Annotated in this window: 19 protein-coding genes; 7 read left to right on the forward strand and 12 right to left on the reverse strand. The window is 70.8% G+C overall.

Annotation, left to right across the window (positions count from 1 at the left end):
- Positions 1-4: 4 nt before the first annotated feature.
- The 5 genes from QCD66_RS30235 to QCD66_RS30255 all read left to right on the forward strand — a co-directional run bounded on the left by QCD66_RS30235 (position 5) and on the right by QCD66_RS30255 (position 6,955).
- Positions 5-907 (forward strand): polysaccharide deacetylase family protein, encoded by a 903-nt coding sequence (locus QCD66_RS30235; RefSeq protein ID WP_375735653.1) that lies wholly within the window; start codon positions 5-7, stop codon positions 905-907.
- A 147-nt stretch (positions 908-1,054) separates the two neighbouring features.
- The gene (locus QCD66_RS30240) at positions 1,055-3,853 is read left to right on the forward strand and encodes an FtsK/SpoIIIE domain-containing protein (RefSeq protein ID WP_407566881.1); all 2,799 of its coding nucleotides are present in this window, start codon (positions 1,055-1,057) and stop codon (positions 3,851-3,853) included.
- Positions 3,850-4,629, forward strand: a complete 780-nt coding sequence (locus QCD66_RS30245) for a hypothetical protein (protein WP_375737323.1) — start codon at positions 3,850-3,852, stop codon at positions 4,627-4,629. The genes QCD66_RS30240 and QCD66_RS30245 overlap by 4 nt, the downstream gene beginning before the upstream one ends.
- A 662-nt stretch (positions 4,630-5,291) precedes the next feature.
- On the forward strand, positions 5,292-6,140 hold the full coding sequence (locus QCD66_RS30250; RefSeq protein WP_364208560.1) for an ABC transporter ATP-binding protein: 849 nt from the start codon (positions 5,292-5,294) through the stop codon (positions 6,138-6,140).
- Positions 6,137-6,955 (forward strand): ABC transporter permease, encoded by an 819-nt coding sequence (locus QCD66_RS30255; RefSeq protein ID WP_375735485.1) that lies wholly within the window; start codon positions 6,137-6,139, stop codon positions 6,953-6,955. Before QCD66_RS30250 ends, QCD66_RS30255 begins: the two co-directional genes overlap by 4 nt.
- Before the next feature lie 143 nt (positions 6,956-7,098).
- Here the strand turns inward: QCD66_RS30255 and QCD66_RS30260 are convergent, their stop codons facing one another.
- Both QCD66_RS30260 and murA read right to left on the reverse strand, forming a co-directional pair.
- On the reverse strand, positions 7,099-7,947 hold the full coding sequence (locus QCD66_RS30260) for a 3-hydroxyacyl-CoA dehydrogenase family protein (RefSeq protein ID WP_364208566.1): 849 nt from the start codon (positions 7,945-7,947) through the stop codon (positions 7,099-7,101).
- 114 nt (positions 7,948-8,061) lie between these two features.
- A complete protein-coding gene (murA, locus tag QCD66_RS30265; protein ID WP_407566882.1) occupies positions 8,062-9,492 on the reverse strand; it encodes a UDP-N-acetylglucosamine 1-carboxyvinyltransferase in 1,431 nt (476 codons plus the stop codon).
- Here murA and QCD66_RS30270 point away from each other — a divergent pair.
- Positions 9,491-10,063: a cob(I)yrinic acid a,c-diamide adenosyltransferase gene (locus tag QCD66_RS30270; protein WP_375735484.1), complete on the forward strand. Its 573-nt coding sequence runs from the start codon at positions 9,491-9,493 to the stop codon at positions 10,061-10,063. The two genes, murA and QCD66_RS30270, sit on opposite strands and share 2 nt — an antisense overlap.
- Positions 10,060-10,455 (forward strand): VOC family protein, encoded by a 396-nt coding sequence (locus QCD66_RS30275; protein ID WP_375735488.1) that lies wholly within the window; start codon positions 10,060-10,062, stop codon positions 10,453-10,455. Before QCD66_RS30270 ends, QCD66_RS30275 begins: the two co-directional genes overlap by 4 nt.
- A gap of 33 nt (positions 10,456-10,488) precedes the next feature.
- Here the strand turns inward: QCD66_RS30275 and QCD66_RS30280 are convergent, their stop codons facing one another.
- The 10 genes from QCD66_RS30280 to atpB all read right to left on the reverse strand — a co-directional run bounded on the left by QCD66_RS30280 (position 10,489) and on the right by atpB (position 19,330).
- Entirely contained in the window at positions 10,489-10,944 is a 456-nt protein-coding gene (locus QCD66_RS30280; protein ID WP_357532892.1) for a DUF2550 domain-containing protein, read from the reverse strand.
- Positions 10,945-10,956: 12 nt separating this feature from the next.
- Complete coding sequence (locus QCD66_RS30285) at positions 10,957-11,241, reverse strand: F0F1 ATP synthase subunit epsilon (protein WP_357532894.1); 285 nt, start codon at positions 11,239-11,241, stop codon at positions 10,957-10,959.
- Positions 11,242-11,342: 101 nt separating this feature from the next.
- A complete protein-coding gene (locus tag QCD66_RS30290) occupies positions 11,343-12,476 on the reverse strand; it encodes an LCP family protein (RefSeq protein WP_357533430.1) in 1,134 nt (377 codons plus the stop codon).
- A 204-nt stretch (positions 12,477-12,680) separates the two neighbouring features.
- A complete protein-coding gene (gene atpD / locus QCD66_RS30295) occupies positions 12,681-14,117 on the reverse strand; it encodes a F0F1 ATP synthase subunit beta (protein WP_364208576.1) in 1,437 nt (478 codons plus the stop codon).
- On the reverse strand, positions 14,117-15,046 hold the full coding sequence (locus tag QCD66_RS30300; protein ID WP_364208579.1) for a F0F1 ATP synthase subunit gamma: 930 nt from the start codon (positions 15,044-15,046) through the stop codon (positions 14,117-14,119). The genes atpD and QCD66_RS30300 overlap by 1 nt, the downstream gene beginning before the upstream one ends.
- A 10-nt stretch (positions 15,047-15,056) precedes the next feature.
- Complete coding sequence (gene atpA, locus QCD66_RS30305; RefSeq protein ID WP_364208582.1) at positions 15,057-16,697, reverse strand: F0F1 ATP synthase subunit alpha; 1,641 nt, start codon at positions 16,695-16,697, stop codon at positions 15,057-15,059.
- A gap of 55 nt (positions 16,698-16,752) precedes the next feature.
- Positions 16,753-17,574 carry a F0F1 ATP synthase subunit delta gene (locus QCD66_RS30310; protein WP_375735483.1) on the reverse strand — a complete coding sequence of 274 codons (822 nt, stop codon included), beginning with the start codon at positions 17,572-17,574 and terminating at the stop codon, positions 16,753-16,755.
- Entirely contained in the window at positions 17,574-18,101 is a 528-nt protein-coding gene (locus QCD66_RS30315; RefSeq protein WP_357532903.1) for a F0F1 ATP synthase subunit B, read from the reverse strand. Before QCD66_RS30315 ends, QCD66_RS30310 begins: the two co-directional genes overlap by 1 nt.
- 73 nt (positions 18,102-18,174) lie before the next feature.
- A complete protein-coding gene (gene atpE / locus QCD66_RS30320; protein ID WP_212827056.1) occupies positions 18,175-18,405 on the reverse strand; it encodes an ATP synthase F0 subunit C in 231 nt (76 codons plus the stop codon).
- 124 nt (positions 18,406-18,529) lie between these two features.
- Positions 18,530-19,330, reverse strand: a complete 801-nt coding sequence (atpB, locus tag QCD66_RS30325; RefSeq protein WP_364208589.1) for a F0F1 ATP synthase subunit A — start codon at positions 19,328-19,330, stop codon at positions 18,530-18,532.
- Positions 19,331-19,340 lie beyond the last annotated feature (10 nt).

Here is a 19,340-nt window from a genome sequence, read left to right on the forward strand (position 1 = left end):
CCTCGTGCTGAAGTCGCTGTCCACCCGCCTCGTCACCGTCGCCGCCGTACTGGCCACGCTGGGCGGCGCCACCGCGCTGGTCGTCGGCCTCACCGGCGGGGACCGGGACACCGGCACGCGGCCCACGTTCGGCAGTGCGTCGACCCCGACGGCCACCGCACCCGGCCTACCGGCGCCGACGTCGGCCTCGCCGACCGTCGTGCCGCCGCTGCCCGGCGCCACCCGGCCCGGCACCCGGCCGCCGGTGGTCGACAACGGTCCGCGTACGGGCAACCGGGTCGCGCTCACCTTCGACGCCGACATGACCGACGGGATGCTCCACAGCCTGCGTACGGGCCAGGTGAAGTCGTACGCGAACCTGAAGATCCTGGACCTGCTGGAGCGCGAGGAGCTGGCGGCGACGTTCTTCCTGACCGGCAAGTGGGTGGAGCGGTATCCGGAGGTGACCCGCCGGATCGCCGGCAACGAGCGGTTCGAACTGGCCAACCACACCTACGGCCACGAGGCGTTCACCGCCGACTGCTACGGCCTGCCCCGCCTGCCGACGGCGCGGATGACCGCCGACGTGGCCAAGACCTTCGAGGTCATCGAGGCGTACGGCGGCCGGCAGACCCGCTACTTCCGGTTCCCCGGCCTCTGCCACGACGGTACGGCGCTGTCGGCGCTGGCCCCGCTCGGCCTGACGGTGGTGGACGGCGACGTGGTCAGCGGCGATCCCTTCGCGACCGCGTGGGAGCCGATCGTGTCGGCGGTGCTGTCGAAGGTCAGGCCCGGTTCGGTGATCATCATGCACGTCACGGAGGCGAACGCCGCGATGACCGACGAGGCGCTGCCACACATCCTGGCCGGGCTGCGGGAGCGCGGGCTGGAGCCGGCGGCGCTGTCGGAGGTCCTGGCGACGACCTGACGGCGGGGCAACACGCGGCGGAACACAGAGGGATGAGACCGACAAAAGGGATAAAGTAGACGCGATTCCGATTGTCGGGGGGTCCGTTGGCGAACGTCGCCGGAACGACAGCGGCGGTCCACGTCGGCCCGCCGCACGGGTGCACCGGTGGCTAGCCGCTGGGCCGGACTGCTCGCCGCCGTCGGCCGGGACATCGCCGCCGCGCGCGGGCTCGCCCGGTCGGCAGCCGCCTCGGCCGGGTCGGCCCGGTCACGCACCGCCGCCAGGCACGCGGTCGTACGCGCCGCACACGCCGCCTGTCTGCACCAGTTGACCGAGGCGCGAGACGCCACCCGGCGCGAGATCACCCGCCACTACCTGCGCGAGTCCACCCGGCTCGCCAGCGACATCGCCCGGCTGGCGGCCGTACGGGCACCCGGCGCGGCCGGCGCGCCGTGGCGGGACTGGGCACCCGCCGAGCCGCCGCCCGGCCATGGCGGCGACCTGCTCCGGATCGGCACCATCGGCTCCGACCGGCCCGGCGAGTGCGGCCCCCCGGTGCCGGCCCTGCTGCCACTGCTCGACCGGGCCCACCTCACCTTGCACGGCGACCAGTCCGTCGTGGACGGAATCATCACCGGCCTGCTGCTGCGGGTGCTGGGCTCGACCCGGCCGGGCGACGTACGGATCACCGTCTACGACCCCGAGCACCTCGGCGGCGGCCTCGCCGGATTCGCCCCGCTGGGCGCCGCCGGGCTGCTCACCTCCGTCGGCCCGGGCGGGCTCACCGGGACCCTCGACGACCTCGTGGAGCAGATCCGCCGGATCAACGAGAGCGTGCTGGCGGGCGAGTACGCGACCCTCGCCGACGCCACCACCGCCGCGCGGCGACCCGAGCCGTGGCGGCTGCTGGTGCTGCTCGGCGACGCGGCGACCGCCGCCGAACTGACCGCCGCCCAGCGGGCCCAGCTCGACCGGATCGTACGCACCGGGATCGCCTGCGGGGTGCACGTCGTCAGCCGGGGCCTACCGGTGCGGCCCGGACCGGCGGTGGAGACGGTCACCGTCGAAGGCGGCCGGGTCCGCTGCGCGAGCCTCGCCGCGCTACCGGTACGTCCCGACCCCGCACCGCCGGCCGGCCGGATCGCCGCGTTCTGCCGGGAACTCGCCGAACGCCTGGTCGCCGGCCCGCCCCCGGTCCGGTTCACCGACCTCGCCCCGGAGAAACTGTGGACCCAGAGCTCGGCGGCCGGGCTCGGCGCCCCCGTCGGCACCGGGCCGGGCGGCGAACTCGTCGAGGTGGCGCTCGGTGACGACCCGCCGCACGCCCTGGTCGGCGGCCCGTCCGGCGCCGGCAAGACCAACCTGCTCTACGCCTGGCTGGGCGCGCTGACCACCCGCTACTCCCCCGACGAGTTGGCGCTGTACCTGCTCGACTTCAAGGAAGGGGTGTCGTTCGCCAGGTTCGCCCCGAGCCCGCGCGACCCGAGCTGGCTGCCCCAGGTCCGCCTGGTCGGCGTCAACATCAACTCCGACCGCGAGTTCGGGCTGGCGATGCTGCGTCACCTCGCCGACGAGCTGCGCCGCCGGGCCCGCGCGGCCAAGAGGTACGACGCCAGCAAGCTCGCCGAACTCCGGGCCGAGGACCCGGGCGGCCACTGGCCCCGGATCGTCGCCGTGATCGACGAGTTCCAGGTGCTGGTGACCGGGCGGGACACGGTCGCCACCGAGGCGGTGAACCTGCTGGAGGACCTGGCCCGCCGGGGCCGCTCGCAGGGCATCCACCTGGTGCTCGCCTCGCAGGACGTGTCCGGCATCGAGGCGCTGTGGGGGCGGTCGGGCCTCATCGCCCAGTTCACGCTCCGGATCGCCCTGCCCAAGGCCCGCCGGATCCTGGCCGAGACCAACCCCGCCGCCGATGTGGTCCCCCGGTTCCACGCGGTGGTGAACACCGACTCCGGGGTGCCCGACGCCAACCGGATCGTCCGACTGCCGGAGGCCGGCGACCGGGCCGGCTGGCGGGTGCTGCAGGACGAGCAGTGGCGGGCCCGGCCGGACGGCCTGCCACCGCCGCGCCTCTTCGACGGCGACGCCGTACCGGTCTTCCCGGCCACCGGCCACTTCCCCGACCTGGCCGGGCCGGCGTCCGGGTCGACGGTCGGTTCGACCGTCGGCGGGGCGGTGGCCGGCGAGCCGGACGGGGCGGTGGTCGGCGCGTTGACGGCCGGCGGGGCGGTGGCCGGCGGGGCGGCCGGGGGTGCCGGGCCGCCCGGCGCCGTCGTCGGCGAAACGATCGACGTACGGGGCCGGCCGGCGGTCGTACGGCTCGGCCGGGTGCCCGGCCGCAACCTCGCCGTACTCGGGTCCCGGACCGGGGAGGCGTGCGCCGTGCTCGGATCGGCGGCCCGGTCGCTCGCGGCCCAGGTGCCGGCCGCCCGGTTCAGCATCGCCTGCCTCGACGGCGACGCCGACCGGTCCGCCCGGCTGCTGCACGACGCGCTGCCCGACGCCGCCTGGTACGACCCGGACAGCATCGACGAACTCCTCGCCGAACTGACCGACGGGCTGACCGGGGCGGTACCGGACCAGCCGCACTACGTCGTCGGTTACGCCTTCGACGCGGTCGCCGGCAGGCTGGCCAGCAAACCGGCGGGTGGCGGCCCGACCGGTCACGAGCGGTTGCGCGCGGTGCTCGCCCGGGGACCCGAGCACCGCGTGCACCTGCTCGGCTGGTGGCGTACCGTCCCCCGGTTACGCGACGACCTCGGTGGGATCGGGGCGCGGTTCGACGCGATCGGCGCCTGGGTCGCGCTCGACGTACACGGCGGCGAGTTGGCGCCGCTCTGCCCGCAGCCGGGCGGGCCGGACTGGTACCCCCGCCCGCACCGGGGCCTCTTCTTCGACCGGGCGGTGCACCGTACGCCGGAGCTCGTCATCCCGTACGAACTGCCGGAGGACCCCCGGTGACCGGGTACGGCCGGCTCGTCGCCGAACTCGGGGCGGCCGCGGCCCGGCGGGACACCGCCCTCGCCGCCGCCGACCGGGCGTACCGAGAGGGTGCGGCGACCGCCTCGGCGGAACTGGCCCGGGCCGCCGCCGACGCCGAGGCGGCCGAGCGGCGGGCCGCCGCCGACGCCGAGGCCGTCCACCTGGTCGACCGGGAAGCGGCCCGACTGTGGGAAGAGCTACGGGCACTGCGCCGCTGGCCCGGACGGCCGGTCGGCGACCTGCCCGAGCCCGACCGGGCGGCGGATACGACCACATCCGCGGCAGCCACGGCAGGGGCAGCCACGGCTCCGGCGGCGACAGTGGAGGCGGCCACCTCCGCGCCGGCCCGGGCGGCCACGGTTTGGCAGGAGTCGGGCGGGTCGGGCGTCGGGCTGTCGCCGGCGGCCCAGGCACTGGAGCGGGCCAGGCAGCGCATCGCCGCCGCCCGCCCCGACGCGCCCCGCAAACCCGTACCCCGGTTGGTCCTGCCCTTCCTGCCGCTGGTCGGGGCGGCGCTGGCCGCGCTCACCGGGCTGGTCGCGGCCGGGCTGGTCGCGATCGCACCGGACGGCGCGGCGTCGGTACCACGCGTGCTGGGCTGGCTGGTGTTCCTGGTCGCGCCGTTCACCGCGATTCCACCGGTGGCCTGGTGGCTACGGCGCACCGGGAGCCGGCTCGACGTGGGCGCGATCGGCCTGCTGCTGCTCGGCGGTATGGCCGCCGGCACCATCCTCTCCCTGACTCTCACCCACTGATCCCCCGCCGCTCCCCGCACCCGCGCTCCGCGTCCGCGCCGCGTCCGGGTCTACGCGTCGATCAAGGACAAACCGTGCCCGCTCTGCAGTGGTTCGTCGCGCAACAACTCCTTGATCAAGGCAAACACCCGGGAGTCGTCGTGATCGTCTGCGGCTCAGGCACTCGACACGCCGGGACCGGAACGCCTGAACCGCAGACGATCAAAACCACGGACGCCGGCCACCCGAGACGAGGTAATGCCGTCCACAGCGAATCCGGCGTACTCACATCGAATTCGCTGTGGACGGCAACAGCACCCTTCCCGACGTCGCCCCCGGCCACGGTGGCGGCCGACCCCGATCGGACCTCGGTGAACCACGAACCACGCGGCGACCGGGAACCTACGCGTGACCAAGGATGTCGCAGGACAAGCCGGGCGCAATACCCCACGACTTCTCCTTGATCGACGCAAGCAGCCGGACGCAAGCAGTCGCCCGCACCCAAGCCCGACACGGGCAAGCCCGACGCGAGCAGAACCGGAGAGGCGGCGCGGGCTCGACGGGAACGGCGGGCGGCGGGCGGCACGAGCTGCGATCGGGACACCGACCGGGCGGGTGATCCAGGGCCCCGGTCGCCGACCCCGCCTGCCAGCGGGCATCGCCGGACCCGGATAGTTGACGCCATGACTGACGGTCTCGCGATCTCCGCACGGGGGATACGCAAGTCGTACGGCGCCAACACCGCGGTCGACGGCGTCGACCTCGACGTACGTCGCGGCGAGATCTTCGCGCTGCTCGGCCCCAACGGCGCGGGCAAGACGACCACCGTGGAGATCCTGGAGGGCTACCGGCAGCGCGACGCGGGCGACGTGACGGTGCTCGGCGTCGATCCGGCCCGCGCCGACCAGCGGTGGCGGGCCCGGGTCGGGATCGTCCTGCAGGGTACGGGCGAGTTCGACGAGCTGACCGTCGGTGAGGTCGTACGCCATTTCACCGCCTTCTATCCGGCGCCGGACGACCCGGACCGGGTGATCGAACGGGTCGGCCTGACGGCGAAGGCGAAGGCCCGTACCCACTCGCTTTCCGGCGGGCAGAAGCGCCGGCTGGACGTGGCGCTGGGCATCATCGGCCGCCCCGAACTGCTCTTCCTCGACGAGCCGACCACCGGGTTCGACCCGGAGGCGCGGCGGGAGTTCTGGGAGCTGATCCGGGATCTGTCCGCGAGCGGCACCACGATCGTGCTGACCACGCACTATCTGGACGAGGCGGAGGCGCTCGCCGACCGGGTCGGGGTGATCGCCGCCGGCCGGGTGGTCGAGGTGGCGCCGCCGGCCCGGCTCGGCAACCGGGAGCAGGCGCTGGCGACGGTGAGCTGGCGTACGGCGGACGGCGCGGTGGAGCGTGCCGAGACGGCGACGCCGACGGCGCTGGTCGGCGAGTTGGCCGCACGGTACGGCGGTGAGGTGCCCGGGCTATCCGTCACCCGGCCGACGTTGGAAGACATCTACCTCACGATGATCGGACACCGATGACCACGGTCGACACTCCGCTCCGGGTCGGTCCGGTCCGGCTGGCCCTGCGCCAGGGCGGGCTGGAGTTGCGCCAGTTCCTGCGCAGCCGCGAGTCGGTGGTCTTCACCATGGGCTTCCCGGTGATCATGATCCTGATCTTCGCGGCGATCTTCAACGACGAGATCGCGCCCGGGGTCAGCTACACGCAGTACTTCATCACCGGGATGATCGCGACCGGTCTGATGACGGTCAGCTTCCAGAACCTGGGCATCTGGATCCCGATCGAGCGGGACCGGGGTGTGCTCAAGCGGCTGCGCGGTACGCCGATGCCGAAGTGGGTCTACTTCGCCGGCAAGGTGATCATGGTCGTGGTGATCGGGATCGCCGAGACGGCGCTGCTGCTCGCGGTGTCGGTCGCCCTCTTCGACCTGCACCTGCCCGCCACCCTCGGCAAGTGGCTCACCTTCGGCTGGGTGTCGGTGCTCGGGATCGCGGCGTGCACCCTGTGCGGGATCGCCTTCTCGTCACTGGCCCGTACGGCCCGCAGCGGCTCGGCGGTGGTGACGCCGGTGGCGCTGGTGTTGCAGTTCATCTCCGGGGTGTTCTTCGTCTTCACCAGCCTGCCGGGCTGGATGCAGCAGGTGGCGGCGATCTTCCCGCTCAAGTGGATGTGTCAGGGGCTGCGGTCGGTCTTCCTGCCCGAGTCGTTCGGCACCCAGGAACCCGGCGGCTCCTTCGAACTGGGCCGGGTCGCCCTGGTCCTGGTCGCGTGGTGCGTGATCGGCCTGGTTCTCTGCCTGACCACCTTCCGCTGGACCACCAAACGCGACGGCTGACCCCGTCGGTGCGGCGCCCTGATGATCCGCGTGATCAGTGAGTACGTACGTCGACACGCCGACAACACGCCCGCCCCGGTCCCTGATCACGGGGATCAGGGGCGGGGCGGGCGGGCAGGCAGGGCAAGTGGGGCGTCGGGGGCTCAGTACTCGTAGAAGCCCTGGCCCGACTTGCGGCCGAGGGCGCCGGCCGTGACCATCCGCTGGAGCAGTTCCGGCGGGAAGAACTTCGGGTCGCCGGTGTCGGTGTAGATGTTCTTCGCGGCGTGCATCAGCACGTCGACGCCGGTCAGGTCGGTGGTCGCCAGCGGCCCCATCGCGTGGCCGAAGCCCAGCTTGCAGGCGGTGTCGAGGTCCTCGGCCGACACCACGCCGGACTCGACGAGCTTGACGGCCTCGACCACCAGCGCGGCGATCAGCCGGGTGGTGACGAAGCCGGCGATGTCCCGGTTGACCACCACGACGGTCTTGCCGATCTCCTCGGCGAAGGACCGTACGGTCGCCAGCGTCTCGTCGGAGGTCTGGTAGCCGCGTACGAGTTCGCAGAGCTTCATCATCGGCACCGGCGAGAAGAAGTGGGTGCCGACCACCGACTCGGGCCGGTCGGTGACCGCCGCGATCTGGGTGACCGGGATGGCCGAGGTGTTGGTGGCCAGCACCGCGTCGGCCTTGCAGATCTTGTCGAGCGCCCGGAAGACCTCGTGCTTGATCTCGATCTTCTCGAAGACCGCCTCGACGACGATGTCGGCGTCGGCCGCCGCCTCCAGCTCGGTGGTCGGGCTGATCCGGGCCAGCGTCGCCTCGACGTCGTCGGTGGCGATGGTCCCCTTGCTGGCGAACTTCTCCAGCGACCGGCGGATGCCGGCGAGCCCGCGCCCGGTCGCCGCGTCGTCCAGGTCGCGCAGCGTCACCTGCCAGCCGGCCTGCGCCGCCACCTGTGCGATTCCCGAACCCATCAGACCGGCCCCGATGACCGCCAGTCGACCCGCCATCTGCATCTCCCTCGCCGTGGGCTGACCGCGGGCGGGCGCCCGCGCCGCTCTCGCGGATGCGGACACCTCCGCACCGCTATCCGAGCACCCTAACCGGCAATCCTTAACGATGCCTCAGAGGGTGAAGGTCGCCTCTTCGGGGGCGAGGGCCCGCTCGACCTCCACGCCCAGGGCGCGCAGGTCGGTGACGAAGTCGGGATAGCCGCGGTCGATGTGGTGGACGTGGGAGATCTCGGTGGTGCCGTCCGCGCAGAGCCCGGCGATCACCAGACCGGCGCCGGCGCGGATGTCGGTGGCGCGTACGGGCGCGCTGGACAGCCGCTCCCGGCCGCGTACGACGGCGTGGTGCCCGTCGGTCTTGACGTCGGCGCCCAGCCGGGCCATCTCGTTGACGAACATGAACCGCCCGTCGAAGATGTTCTCGGTGATCAGCGAGGCCCCCTCGCTGATCGCGGCCAGCCCGATCGCCATCGGCAGGAGGTCGGTCGCGAACCCGGGAAACGGCAGGGTGACCACGTCGACGGCGGTGGGCCGGCGGTCCATCTGCACCCGGAAGGCGTCGGCCCGGGTCTCGACCAGCCCACCGGCCGAAATGATCTTGTCAAGGGCGACCTCGAGGAAGGCCGGACTGGCACCGGTCACGGTGACGTCGCCACGGGTCATCGCGGCGGCGAAACCCCAGGTGCCGGCGACGATCCGGTCGCCGACCGTGGCGTGCCGGACCGGCCGCAACTCGGTCACACCCTCGATGCGCAGCGTCGACGTGCCGGCTCCGGAGATGTCGGCGCCCATCTGCGTCAGCATCGCGCACAGGTCGACGATCTCCGGCTCGCGGGCCGCGTTGTCGATCTCGGTGACGCCCCTGGCCAGCACCGCCGCCATGAGAAGGTTCTCGGTCGCTCCCACGCTGGGGAAGTCGAGCCAGATGTTCGCCCCGTGCAGGCCGGACGGGGCCGAGGCGATCACGAAGCCGTGCTCGCCGGAGATGTCGGCGCCCATCCGGGCCAGGCCGGCCACGTGCATGTCCAGGCCGCGGGAACCGATCGCGTCGCCGCCGGGATGTGCCACCCGTACGTAGCCACGCCGGGCGAGCAGCGGCCCGAGGACGCAGATCGAGGCGCGCAGCCGGCGCACGAGGTCGTAGTCGGCCTCGGTGCCCGGCTCGGCCGGCGCGTCGATGGTGACCGAGGCGCAGCGTGGCACCCCGCTCCCGGCGCGTGACGGCTCGTCGTCGTCGATCGACACCACGCAGCCGAGCCGGCGCAGCACCTCGGCCATGATCGCGATGTCGGTGATCCGGGGTACGTTGGTGATCACGCTCGGTCCGGGGGCGAGCAGCGCCGCGGCCATCAGCTTGAGCGCCGAGTTCTTGGCGCCGACGACGTGCACCTCCCCCGCCAGCCGGGCGCCGCCGTTCACCCTGATCACGTCCATGTCGGCCATCGTAGGGGCGTCGGGCAGGTGCGGCCCACCAGCCGTTTTCCAGCCGTCGGGCGGGGCGGGGTCGGTTCCCGGCGGGGCGGGCATCCGTAGGCTGTACGTCATGGCCGTCCACCTCACGCGCATCTATACCAAGGCCGGCGACACCGGCTCGACAAGGTTGGTCAACAACGAGAAGGTCGCGAAGACGCACCCCCGGATCGGGGGATACGCCGACGTCGACGAGTGCAACGCCGCCATCGGTGTCGCGCTGGCGCTCGGGCAGCTCGACGAAGAGGTCCGCGACGTGCTGGCCGCGGTCCAGAACGACCTCTTCGACGTGGGCGCCGACCTCGCGACCCCGGTGGAGCCGGATCCCGAATACCCGCCGCTGCGGGTCACCGAGGAGTACATCACCCGGCTCGAGGGTTGGTGCGACGAGTTCAACGACCGGCTGACCAAGCTCGACTCCTTCATCCTGCCCGGCGGCACCCCCGGTGCCGCCCTGCTGCACGTCGCGCGCACGGTGGCGCGACGCGCCGAACGAGGCGCCTGGGCATTGGTCAGTCACGAACCGGACCGAACCAGCCCCCTCCCGGCAAAGTATCTCAATCGCCTGTCGGATCTGTTGTTCATTCTGGCGAGAATCGCGAACCCGGACGGCGATGTGCTCTGGGTTCCAGGGGGCCGACGCTGACCACGGGAAGCCTGCACCACGTCGAGCTCTGGGTGCCGGACCTGGCCGGCGCCCGGCGCTCGTGGGGCTGGCTGCTCGCGGAACTCGGCTGGGAGCCGTTCCAGGACTGGCCGGACGGCCGCTCCTGGCGGCTCGGCGGCACCTATCTGGTGCTGGAGGAGTCGCCGGCGCTCTCGTCCCGGGTCCACGACCGGCACGCGCCGGGCCTGAACCATCTCGCCTTCCACGCCGGCCCGCGCCACGCCGTGGACCGGCTGGTCACCCGAGCGCCGGAGCACGGCTGGTCACTGCTTTTCGCAGACCGGCATCCGTACGCCGGCGGGCCGGACACGTACGCCGCCTACCTGGCCGACGGCTACGGCTACGAGGTCGAACTGGTCGCCGACGGCTAGCGCCGCGCCGCGCGTCGTACGGGCGGCTGCCGCTTACGCGGCCGGCCAGTCCTGGGCCGTCAAGCGCGGAAAGGCCGCCCCGGGCGGGGCGGCCTCAAGCCAGGAGAGGAATCCGGTCACCGTCGACTCCGCCATGGCGATCTCGATCGGTGCCTGGTAGCCGGTACACCGCAGGATCACCCAGTCGGCCGGCATGGCCAGGCACTCCTGACCCTCGGGTTGGCGACGGCGCTCGACGGCCAACCCCTCGCGGTAGAGCACCCGTTTGGGGCGCAGGGCAAAACTGAACATCCGGTACCACCGCAGCTCGTCGCCGGCGAACCGGCCGAAACCCGGTGACCAGCCCCGGCCGTCGACCATCGTCGAGACCCGGACACTGAGCCGGATCGTGCCGCCGGCACGCGCGACGAAGGCCCGGCGCACGAAGAGCACCAGGACGGCAGCGCACAGGATGAGGACGCCGATGCCGATCCATTCCAAGATCATCATCGACGTCGCCGATCAGTGCGCGTTCGCGGGAGTGGCGACCGTGGCGCTCTCGGCGAGGATCGTGACACCGCGCTCGGTCACCGAGACGAAACCGCCGTCGACGTCGTAGGCGACCTGCTCGCCGCCGGCCAGCTTGATCCGCACCTGGCCGGGCTCGGCGAGCTGGCCGAGCAGCGGCGCGTGGCCGGGGAGCACACCGAGCTCGCCTTCGGTCGTACGCGCGACGAGCATCTCGGCCTCGCCGGTCCAGATCTTTTCCTCGACGGCTACGAGCTCGACGTGCAGCAGCTTTGCCACGCTGTCTCCTTGTGCGGGACGACCCGGTGCGGGGGACGGATGCGCCGAGTCTAATCCCGCCGTCCACCGCTGCCCACGGCGGGTGGCGCAGGTAACCCGGACTACTTGTTGATCAGCTCCGGATGGCCGATCACGAAGTCGTCGACCGTACCGGCCTTGAGCGCGGCGAAGAACTCGTCGGCGACCGGCTCCAACCGCTCGCCCTGGTAGTTGTCACCGGTGCCGACACCACCGCCGGGCAGCTTCATCATCGTGATCGAGTTGGAACGGAGGTTACGCAACGCGAGGCCGAAGTCGACGACGCTGTTGCCCCGGCCGTTGAAGATGACCGACTCGCCGGCCGCGCGCAGGACCGCGTCGAGCTTGACCGGGTTGGTCACCACGTCGGCGCTGAACGCCTGGTCGACCATGGCCCGGATGAACTGCTGCTGGTGGCGCTGGCGACCGTAGTCGCCGTCGGGCAGGGTGTAGCGCTGGCGTACGTAGTCCAGGGCCTGCCAGCCCTTCAGGTGCATGGTGCCCTTCTTGTACTCCGCCTGCGGCCCGATGTAGCCCTCGCCGTTCGGGTTGCCCTTGCGATGCTTGCCGTCCGGCTCGAGGTGCTCCGACTTGACGTCGGTGTCGATGTACATCTCGACACCGCCCATCGCGTCGACGATCTTCTGGAAGCCGGTGAAGTTGATGATCGCTCCGGCGTCGAAGCGGGTGATGCCGGTCCGGGCGCTGATGGTCTGGGAGAGCAACTCGAAGCCCTGGATCGCGCTGGGCACCTCCTGGCCGGGCACCCGGCTGCCGCGTTCCATCGCCGAGTTGAGCCGGCCCTGACCACCGCGGTAGCCGGCCTTCTCGAACCGGGGGATGTCGACGATGAGGTCACGCGGCATGGAGAACAGATAGGCGCCGTCGAGGGCCTCGTTGACGTGCAGGACCAGGATCGAGTCGGCCAGCGGTGGCCGGTTGGGATCGCTGGGGCGTGGGTCGATGCCGACCAGCAACAGGTTGAGCGGGCCCTTGATGTCGGACCGACGCTCCTGCGCGCCGGCCGCCTGGTCGCCGAAGAGATCGCCGCTGCCGACCGCGCCCTCGTAACGGGCGAGCAGGACCTCGGTGGTGACCAGCACGCCACCGCTGAGCAGCATCAGAACCGCGCCGAAGAAGGTGCAGAGCCGGGCCCACCGGGGAATCAACGACCGCGACCTGCGCGCCGTCCGGCCGCCTTCCGGATGCCTGCCCACCCTGTTCACCACGTTCCTCCGTTCGCTCCGCCCCTTATCACAGACAGACGCGCGGGTCCGGGCGTTGGGCCGACAGTAACTTTCCCCTCCCCAAGAGCGCCACCGCTGGGCCGGTGATCCCCCCGACTGCCAGGAAACACCCAGCAAAAAAAAGGGGGCCGCGCCGGCGGACAGCCGGTGCGACCCCCTTCTCAGGGCCGATGCTCAGCCCTTCATCAGTTCCTTCGCCTTGCGCTCGAGGTCGTCGAGCCCGCCGCACATGAAGAAGGCCTGCTCGGGGAAGTGGTCGTACTCGCCCTCGCTGATCTTCTTGAACGCCTCGACGGTGTCCTTCACCGGGACGTACGAGCCCTTGATGCCGGTGAAGACCTCGGCCGCGTAGGTGTTCTGCGACAGGAAGCGCTCGATCCGGCGGGCCCGCGAGACGGTGATCTTGTCGTCCTCGGAGAGCTCCTCCATACCGAGGATGGCGATGATGTCCTGCAGGTCCTTGTAGCGCTGCAGGATCCGCTTCACCTCGGAGGCGACCGTGTAGTGCTCCTGGCCGACGAACTCCGGGGCGAGGATCCGCGACGAGGACGCCAGCGGGTCCACCGCCGGGTAGATGCCCTTGTCGGAGATCGACCGCTCCAGGTTGGTGGTCGCGTCCAGGTGCGCGAAGGTGGTCGCCGGCGCCGGGTCGGTGTAGTCGTCGGCCGGCACGTAGATGGCCTGCATCGAGGTGATGGCCTGGCCCCGGACCGAGGTGATCCGCTCCTGCAGTTCACCCATCTCGTCGGCGAGCGTCGGCTGGTAACCCACGGCGCTCGGCATCCGGCCGAGCAGGGTGGAGACCTCGGAACCGGCCTGCGTGAAGCGGAAGATGTTGTCGATGAAGAGCAGCACCTCCTGCTTCTGCACGTCGCGGAAGTATTCCGCCATCGTCAGCGCGGAGAGGGCGACCCGCAGCCGGGTGCCCGGCGGCTCGTCCATCTGGCCGTAGACCAGCGCCGTCTTGTCGATGACGCCGGACTCGGTCATTTCGGCGATGAGGTCGTTGCCCTCACGGGTGCGCTCACCGACACCGGCGAACACCGAGGTGCCACCGAAGTTGTTGGCAACCCGGGTGATCATCTCCTGGATGAGCACCGTCTTGCCCACGCCGGCACCGCCGAACAGGCCGATCTTGCCACCCTTGACGTACGGGGCGAGCAGGTCGAGGACCTTGATGCCGGTCTCCAGCATCTCGGTCTTCGGCTCGAGGTCGGCGAACGCCGGGGCCTTGCGGTGGATCCCCCAGCGGTCCTTGATCTCGAGCCGCTCGCCCTCCTTGAGGTTGAGGCACTCGCCGATCGCGTTGAAGACGTGCCCCTTGGTCCCGTCACCGACCGGCACGGTGATGGCCGAGCCGGTGTCGCGCACCTCGGCGCCCCGGACCAGACCGTCGGTCGGCTGCATCGAGATCGCCCGGATCAGGTTGCCGCCCAGGTGCTGGGCGACCTCCAGGGTCAGCGTCTTCTCACCCCCGGAGAGGGAGACGTCCACATGCAGGGCGTTGAAGATGTCCGGCATCGCGTCGCGCGGGAACTCGGCGTCGACGACCGGGCCGATGACCCGGACGACGCGGCCCGTCGCCGTCTTGGTTTCCACAGCAGCAGTCATCACACTTCACTTCCCGCCGCGGCCAGCGCGTTGGCGCCGCCGACGATCTCACTGATCTCCTGGGTGATCCCGGCCTGGCGGGCCGAGTTCATCTCACGCGTGTACTTCTCGATCGCTTCCCCGGCGTTGTCGGTCGCGCTCTTCATGGCGCGCCGCCGGGCCGCCGACTCGCTCGCCGCCGACTCGATCAACGCCGCGTAGATCCGGGTGTTGATGTACTTCGGCAGCAGGGCGTCGAGCAACGCCTCGGCGTTGGGCTCGAACTCGTACGCCGGCAGGATGCCCTCCGACCGCGGCCGGTCCTCGACCTCCATCGGACCGATGATCCGCGGCACCGGGGTCTGGGTCATCAGCGACTTGAACTCGGTGTAGACGATGTGCAACTCGTCCACGCCCAGCACGCCGTCCGGCCCCGGGTCGTCACCCTCGTCGTCGGCGCCGTGGGTGAACGCCTGGATGAGGGTCTCGCCGACCAGACGGGCGTCGGCGAACGACGGCTGCTCGGAGAAGCCGGTCCAGTTGGCCGCGATCGGCCGGTTGCGGAACCGGTAGTACGCCACGCCCTTGCGGCCGATGACGTACAGCACCGGGTCCTTGCCGTCGGCCTTGAGCCGCTCGATCAGCGACTCGGCCGTCTTGATCGCGTTGGAGCTGTAACCACCGGCCAGACCGCGGTCGCTGGTGACGAGCAGTACGCCGGCCCGCCGCACCTTCGGGCGCGGGGTGAGCAGCGGATGGTCGACCGTCGCGTTCGAGGCCAGCGCCGACAGCACCCCGGTGATGGCCTGGGAGTACGGCAGGGACGCCGCCACCCGGGCCTGGGCCTTGGCGATCCGGCTCGTCGCCACGAGCTCCATCGCCTTGGTGATCTTCTTCATGCCCTTCGCCGAACGGATCCGTTGGCGAAGAACGCGAACCTGGGCCGCCATACGCTGCGCCCTACTGCTTCTTGGCCGGCTGGTCGGTGTAGCGGGTCACCGACTCACGGTCCTGCTCGCCCGCGAGCGGCTCGGCCGGCGCCTCGTTGATCGGCGCCCCCTCCCCGGCGAGGAACGACGGCTTGAACTTGTTGATCGCCTCGTCGAGGCTGGCGACGATGTCGTCGTTCCACTCGTTGTTCGCGATCGAGGACAGCGTCGAGGCGTAGCGGTGCCGCAGGAACTCCAGGAACTCCGACTCGAAGCGGGACACGTCGCCGACGGCGACGTCGTCGAGCTTGCCCTCGGTGCCGGCCCACACCGACACCACCTGCTCCTCGACCGGGAACGGGGTGTAGTTCGACTGCTTGAGCAGCTCGACCAGGCGGGCACCGCGGTCCAGCTGGTTACGCGACGCCTTGTCCAGGTCGGAGGCGAAGGCGGCGAACGCCTCCAGCTCGCGGTACTGGGCCAGGTCGAGGCGGAGCCGGCCGGCGACCTTCTTCATCGGCTTGGCCTGGGCGGCACCACCGACCCGGGACACCGAGGTACCCACGTTGATCGCCGGGCGGACACCCTGGTTGAACAGGTCGGTCTCGAGGAAGACCTGGCCGTCGGTGATCGAGATGACGTTGGTCGGGATGAAGGCGGAGATGTCGCCACCGCGGGTCTCGATGATCGGCAGACCGGTCATCGAGCCGCCGCCCATCTCGTCGGAGAGCTTGGCGCAGCGCTCCAGGAGGCGGGAGTGCAGGTAGAAGACGTCACCCGGGTAGGCCTCACGACCCGGCGGGCGGCGCAGCAGCAGCGACACGGCCCGGTACGCCTCGGCCTGCTTGCTCAGGTCGTCGAAGACGATCAGGACGTGCTTGCCGCCGTACATCCAGTGCTGGCCGATCGACGAGCCGGCGTACGGGGCGATGTACTTGAAGCCGGCCGGGTCGGAGGCGGGCGACGCCACGATGGTGGTGTATTCCATCGCGCCGTGCGCCTCGAGGGTGCCCTTGACCGAGGCGATGGTCGACGCCTTCTGCCCGATGGCCACGTAGATGCAGCGCACCTGCTTGGTCGGGTCGCCGGACTCCCAGTTGGCCCGCTGGTTGAGGATCGTGTCGATCGCGACCGTGGTCTTACCGGTCTTGCGGTCGCCGATGATGAGCTGGCGCTGGCCCCGGCCGATGGCGGTCATCGCGTCGATGGCCTTGATGCCGGTCTGCAGGGCCTCGTGGACACCCTGCCGGGCCATCACGTTCGGCGCCTGGAGCTCGAGCTCCCGGTAGCCCTCGGCCTCGATCTCGCCCAGGCCGTCGATCGGCTGGCCGAGCGCGTTGACCACGCGACCCAGGAACTTGTCGCCGACCGGCACGGAGAGCACCCGGCCGGTGCGCTTGACCCGCTGGCCTTCCTCGATGCCGGAGTAGTCGCCGAGGATCACGGCGCCGATCTCGCGGACGTCGAGGTTCAGGGCCACGCCGAGCGTGCCGTCCTCGAACTCCAGCAGTTCGTTGGCCATCGTCGAGGGCAGACCCTCGACGTGGGCGATGCCGTCACCGGCGTCGGAGACGGTACCGACCTCCTCGCGGGAGATGTCGGGAGTGTAGGAGGAGACGTAGCGCTCCAGGGCGCCGCGGATCTCCTCCGACGAGATGGTCAGCTCGGCCATCCTCTGCTTCCTCTATTCAGGGCCCGGGTTTGCCGGAGCGGCGTCGATTTGGGTTCTAGCGCTTCGCGAGCGCGTTACGGGTGTCGGTGAGCCGGCGCAGGACGGTGCCGTCGTAGAGATCGGAACCGACCTGGACGCTCATGCCGCCCAGGACCGCCGGGTCGACCGTCTGCTTCACGGTGACCACTCGACCGTACAGTTCGCCCAGCTTTGCACCCAACCGACGCTCTTCTTCGTCGGAAAGGGGCGCGGCGACCGTGACGTAGGCGACCTGGCGGTCGCGGCGGTCCGCGGTCAGCTCGACGAGCCGGGTCAGCGCCCCGGCGAACGACCGCCCGCCGAAGCCGTCGAGCGCGACCTCGACGAGGCGCAGGGTCACCGGCTTGACCTTGCCCTTGAGCAGGGTGGCGGCCAACTCGGCCCGCTGCGCCGCCGAGGCGCTCGTGTCGCCGAGCAGGCTGGCGAGCGCCGGGTCACCGGTCACGACCTGCCCGAAACGGAACAGCTCGTCCTCGACCTCGCTGAGGTCGCCGGCCCGGTCGGCGCTGGCCAGCAGCGCCTCCACACCGAGCCGCTCGGCGCCGTCCAGCAGCTCGGACGGGACCGACCAGCGGCCCGACACCAGGGTGCCGAGCAGCCCGACCGCGTCGTCGCCGAGCTTGCCGCCGAGCAGGTTGGTCAGCAGCGCGGCCCGGTCCTCGCCGCCGCGGGCCGGGTCGGACAGCGCCCGACGCAGCCGCAGTTCACGGCGCAGCAGCGCCGCGAAGGCGAGCAGGTCGTCGCCGGTCGCGGCGACCGCGGGCGGCGGCGCCGCCTGGGCGTACGCCTCGAGGCGCTCCGCCGCGACGGCGTACGACTCCCGGCTGGCGGCCTGCATCAGCGGGCTCCCGTGCTCTCGAGGTTGCTCAGGAACCGGTCGACGGTGCCCTTGCGGCGGGCCTCGTCGGCCAGCGACTCGCCAACGATCTTGCTGGCCAGGTCGACGGCGATGGTGCCGACCTCGGCACGCAGCTCCCGGACGATGGTCTGGCGCTCGGCGGCGAGCTGCTCCTTGCCGGCCGCGATGATGCGGTCGGACTCTTCGCGCGCCTTGGCCAGGACGTCCTGCCGGATGCCCTCGGCGTCGGCACGCGCGTCGTCGCGGATCTTCGCGGCGTCGGTACGGGCCTCGGCGAGCTGAGCCTTGTACTGCTCGAGGAGCTGGTTGGCCTCGGCCTGGGCAGCCTCGGCGCGCTTGATCCCGCCCTCGATCGCGTCGACCCGAGCCTGGTACATCGCCTCCATACGGGGGAAGACGAACTTGACCAGGATGAACAGGACGACACCGAAGGCGACGAGACCGACGATGATCTCAGACAGCGGTGGGAGCAGGATGTTCCCGCCCTCTTCCGCGGCTATGTACATGGACACTCCCCTCCAGCGGTGACCGGCCGTCGAGGGCCGGGCACCAAGTCAGCTCCGAGTGGGTCCGAGCCCGTCAGGACCCACCCTGCAGCGCGAACGCGAGCACCAGACCGAGCAGGGCGAGCGCCTCGACCACGGCGAAGCCCATGAACATGTAGACGCGGGTCAGACCGGCGCTCTCCGGCTGGCGGGCGGTCGCCTGGATGTAGGCGGCGAACACCAGGCCCACGCCGATGCCCGGGCCGAGGGCGGCGATGCCGTAGCCGATGACGTTGACGTTGCCCGAGATCTCGGCCAGCAACATGGTTGGATTCCTCCTGCGTTGAACGCGTGACCATCACGCGCACGTTTAGGGTGAGATTTTCAGTTGTCGATCGGTGGAGCGCAGGCGCGTACGGTGCCCGGAGGCACGGGTGCGTGTCGGTGGATCAGTGCGCCTCGGCGAGCGAGCTCTGCAGGTAGGTGGCGGTCAGCAGGGTGAAGACGTATGCCTGCAGCGCCAGGATGCCGAGCTCGAAGAGCGTCATGACGATGGCCATGCCCCAGCTCAGGAACGCGATCGGCTTGATGAGCAGCGTCTCGGCCTGGAAGAGCGCCACGCCGCCGAGCGTGAAGACCAGCAGGATCATGTGGCCGGCGAACATGTTGGCGAAAAGACGGACGGAGAGCGTGACCGGCCGCAGGATCAGGTTGGAGACGAACTCGATCGGCACCAGGATCGGCTGCACCCAAAGCGGGGCGCCGGACACCCAACAGCTCGCCTTGATGTATCCGAAGAAGCCGTGCTTCTGGATACCTACGGCGACGTAGACCAGCCAGCTCATGACCGCCAGCACGATCGGGAAGGCGATGTGCGAGTTCGGCGAGATCTGCGCGAACGGGACGATGCCCCAGAGGTTGTTCAGCAGGATGAAGACGAACAGCGTGGTCAGGTAGGGGGCGAAGCGCACGCCCTGCTGTCCGATGATGTCGCGGGCGATGTTGTCCCGGACCAGGCCGTAGACCGACTCGGCGAGCCACTGGCCCTTGGTCGGGACCAGCTTGGGGTTGCGGTAGGTCACCAGGAAGAAGACCAGGATGATCGCGACACTGATCCAGATCAGCAGTGCGATCTTGGTGAAGGCCCCCGCCCACATCGTGTCTTCGAACGAGGGGATCAGGCTTTTGTAGTTGAAGCTGTCAACGCCGGGGGGAAACTCCGCAGCGAGGTAGGTCGGCAGCTCAGCCAATTCGAACCCT

The sequence above is a fragment of the Polymorphospora sp. A560 genome, from assembly GCF_045781765.1.
Classification (GTDB): Bacteria; Actinomycetota; Actinomycetes; order Mycobacteriales; family Micromonosporaceae; genus Polymorphospora; species Polymorphospora lycopeni.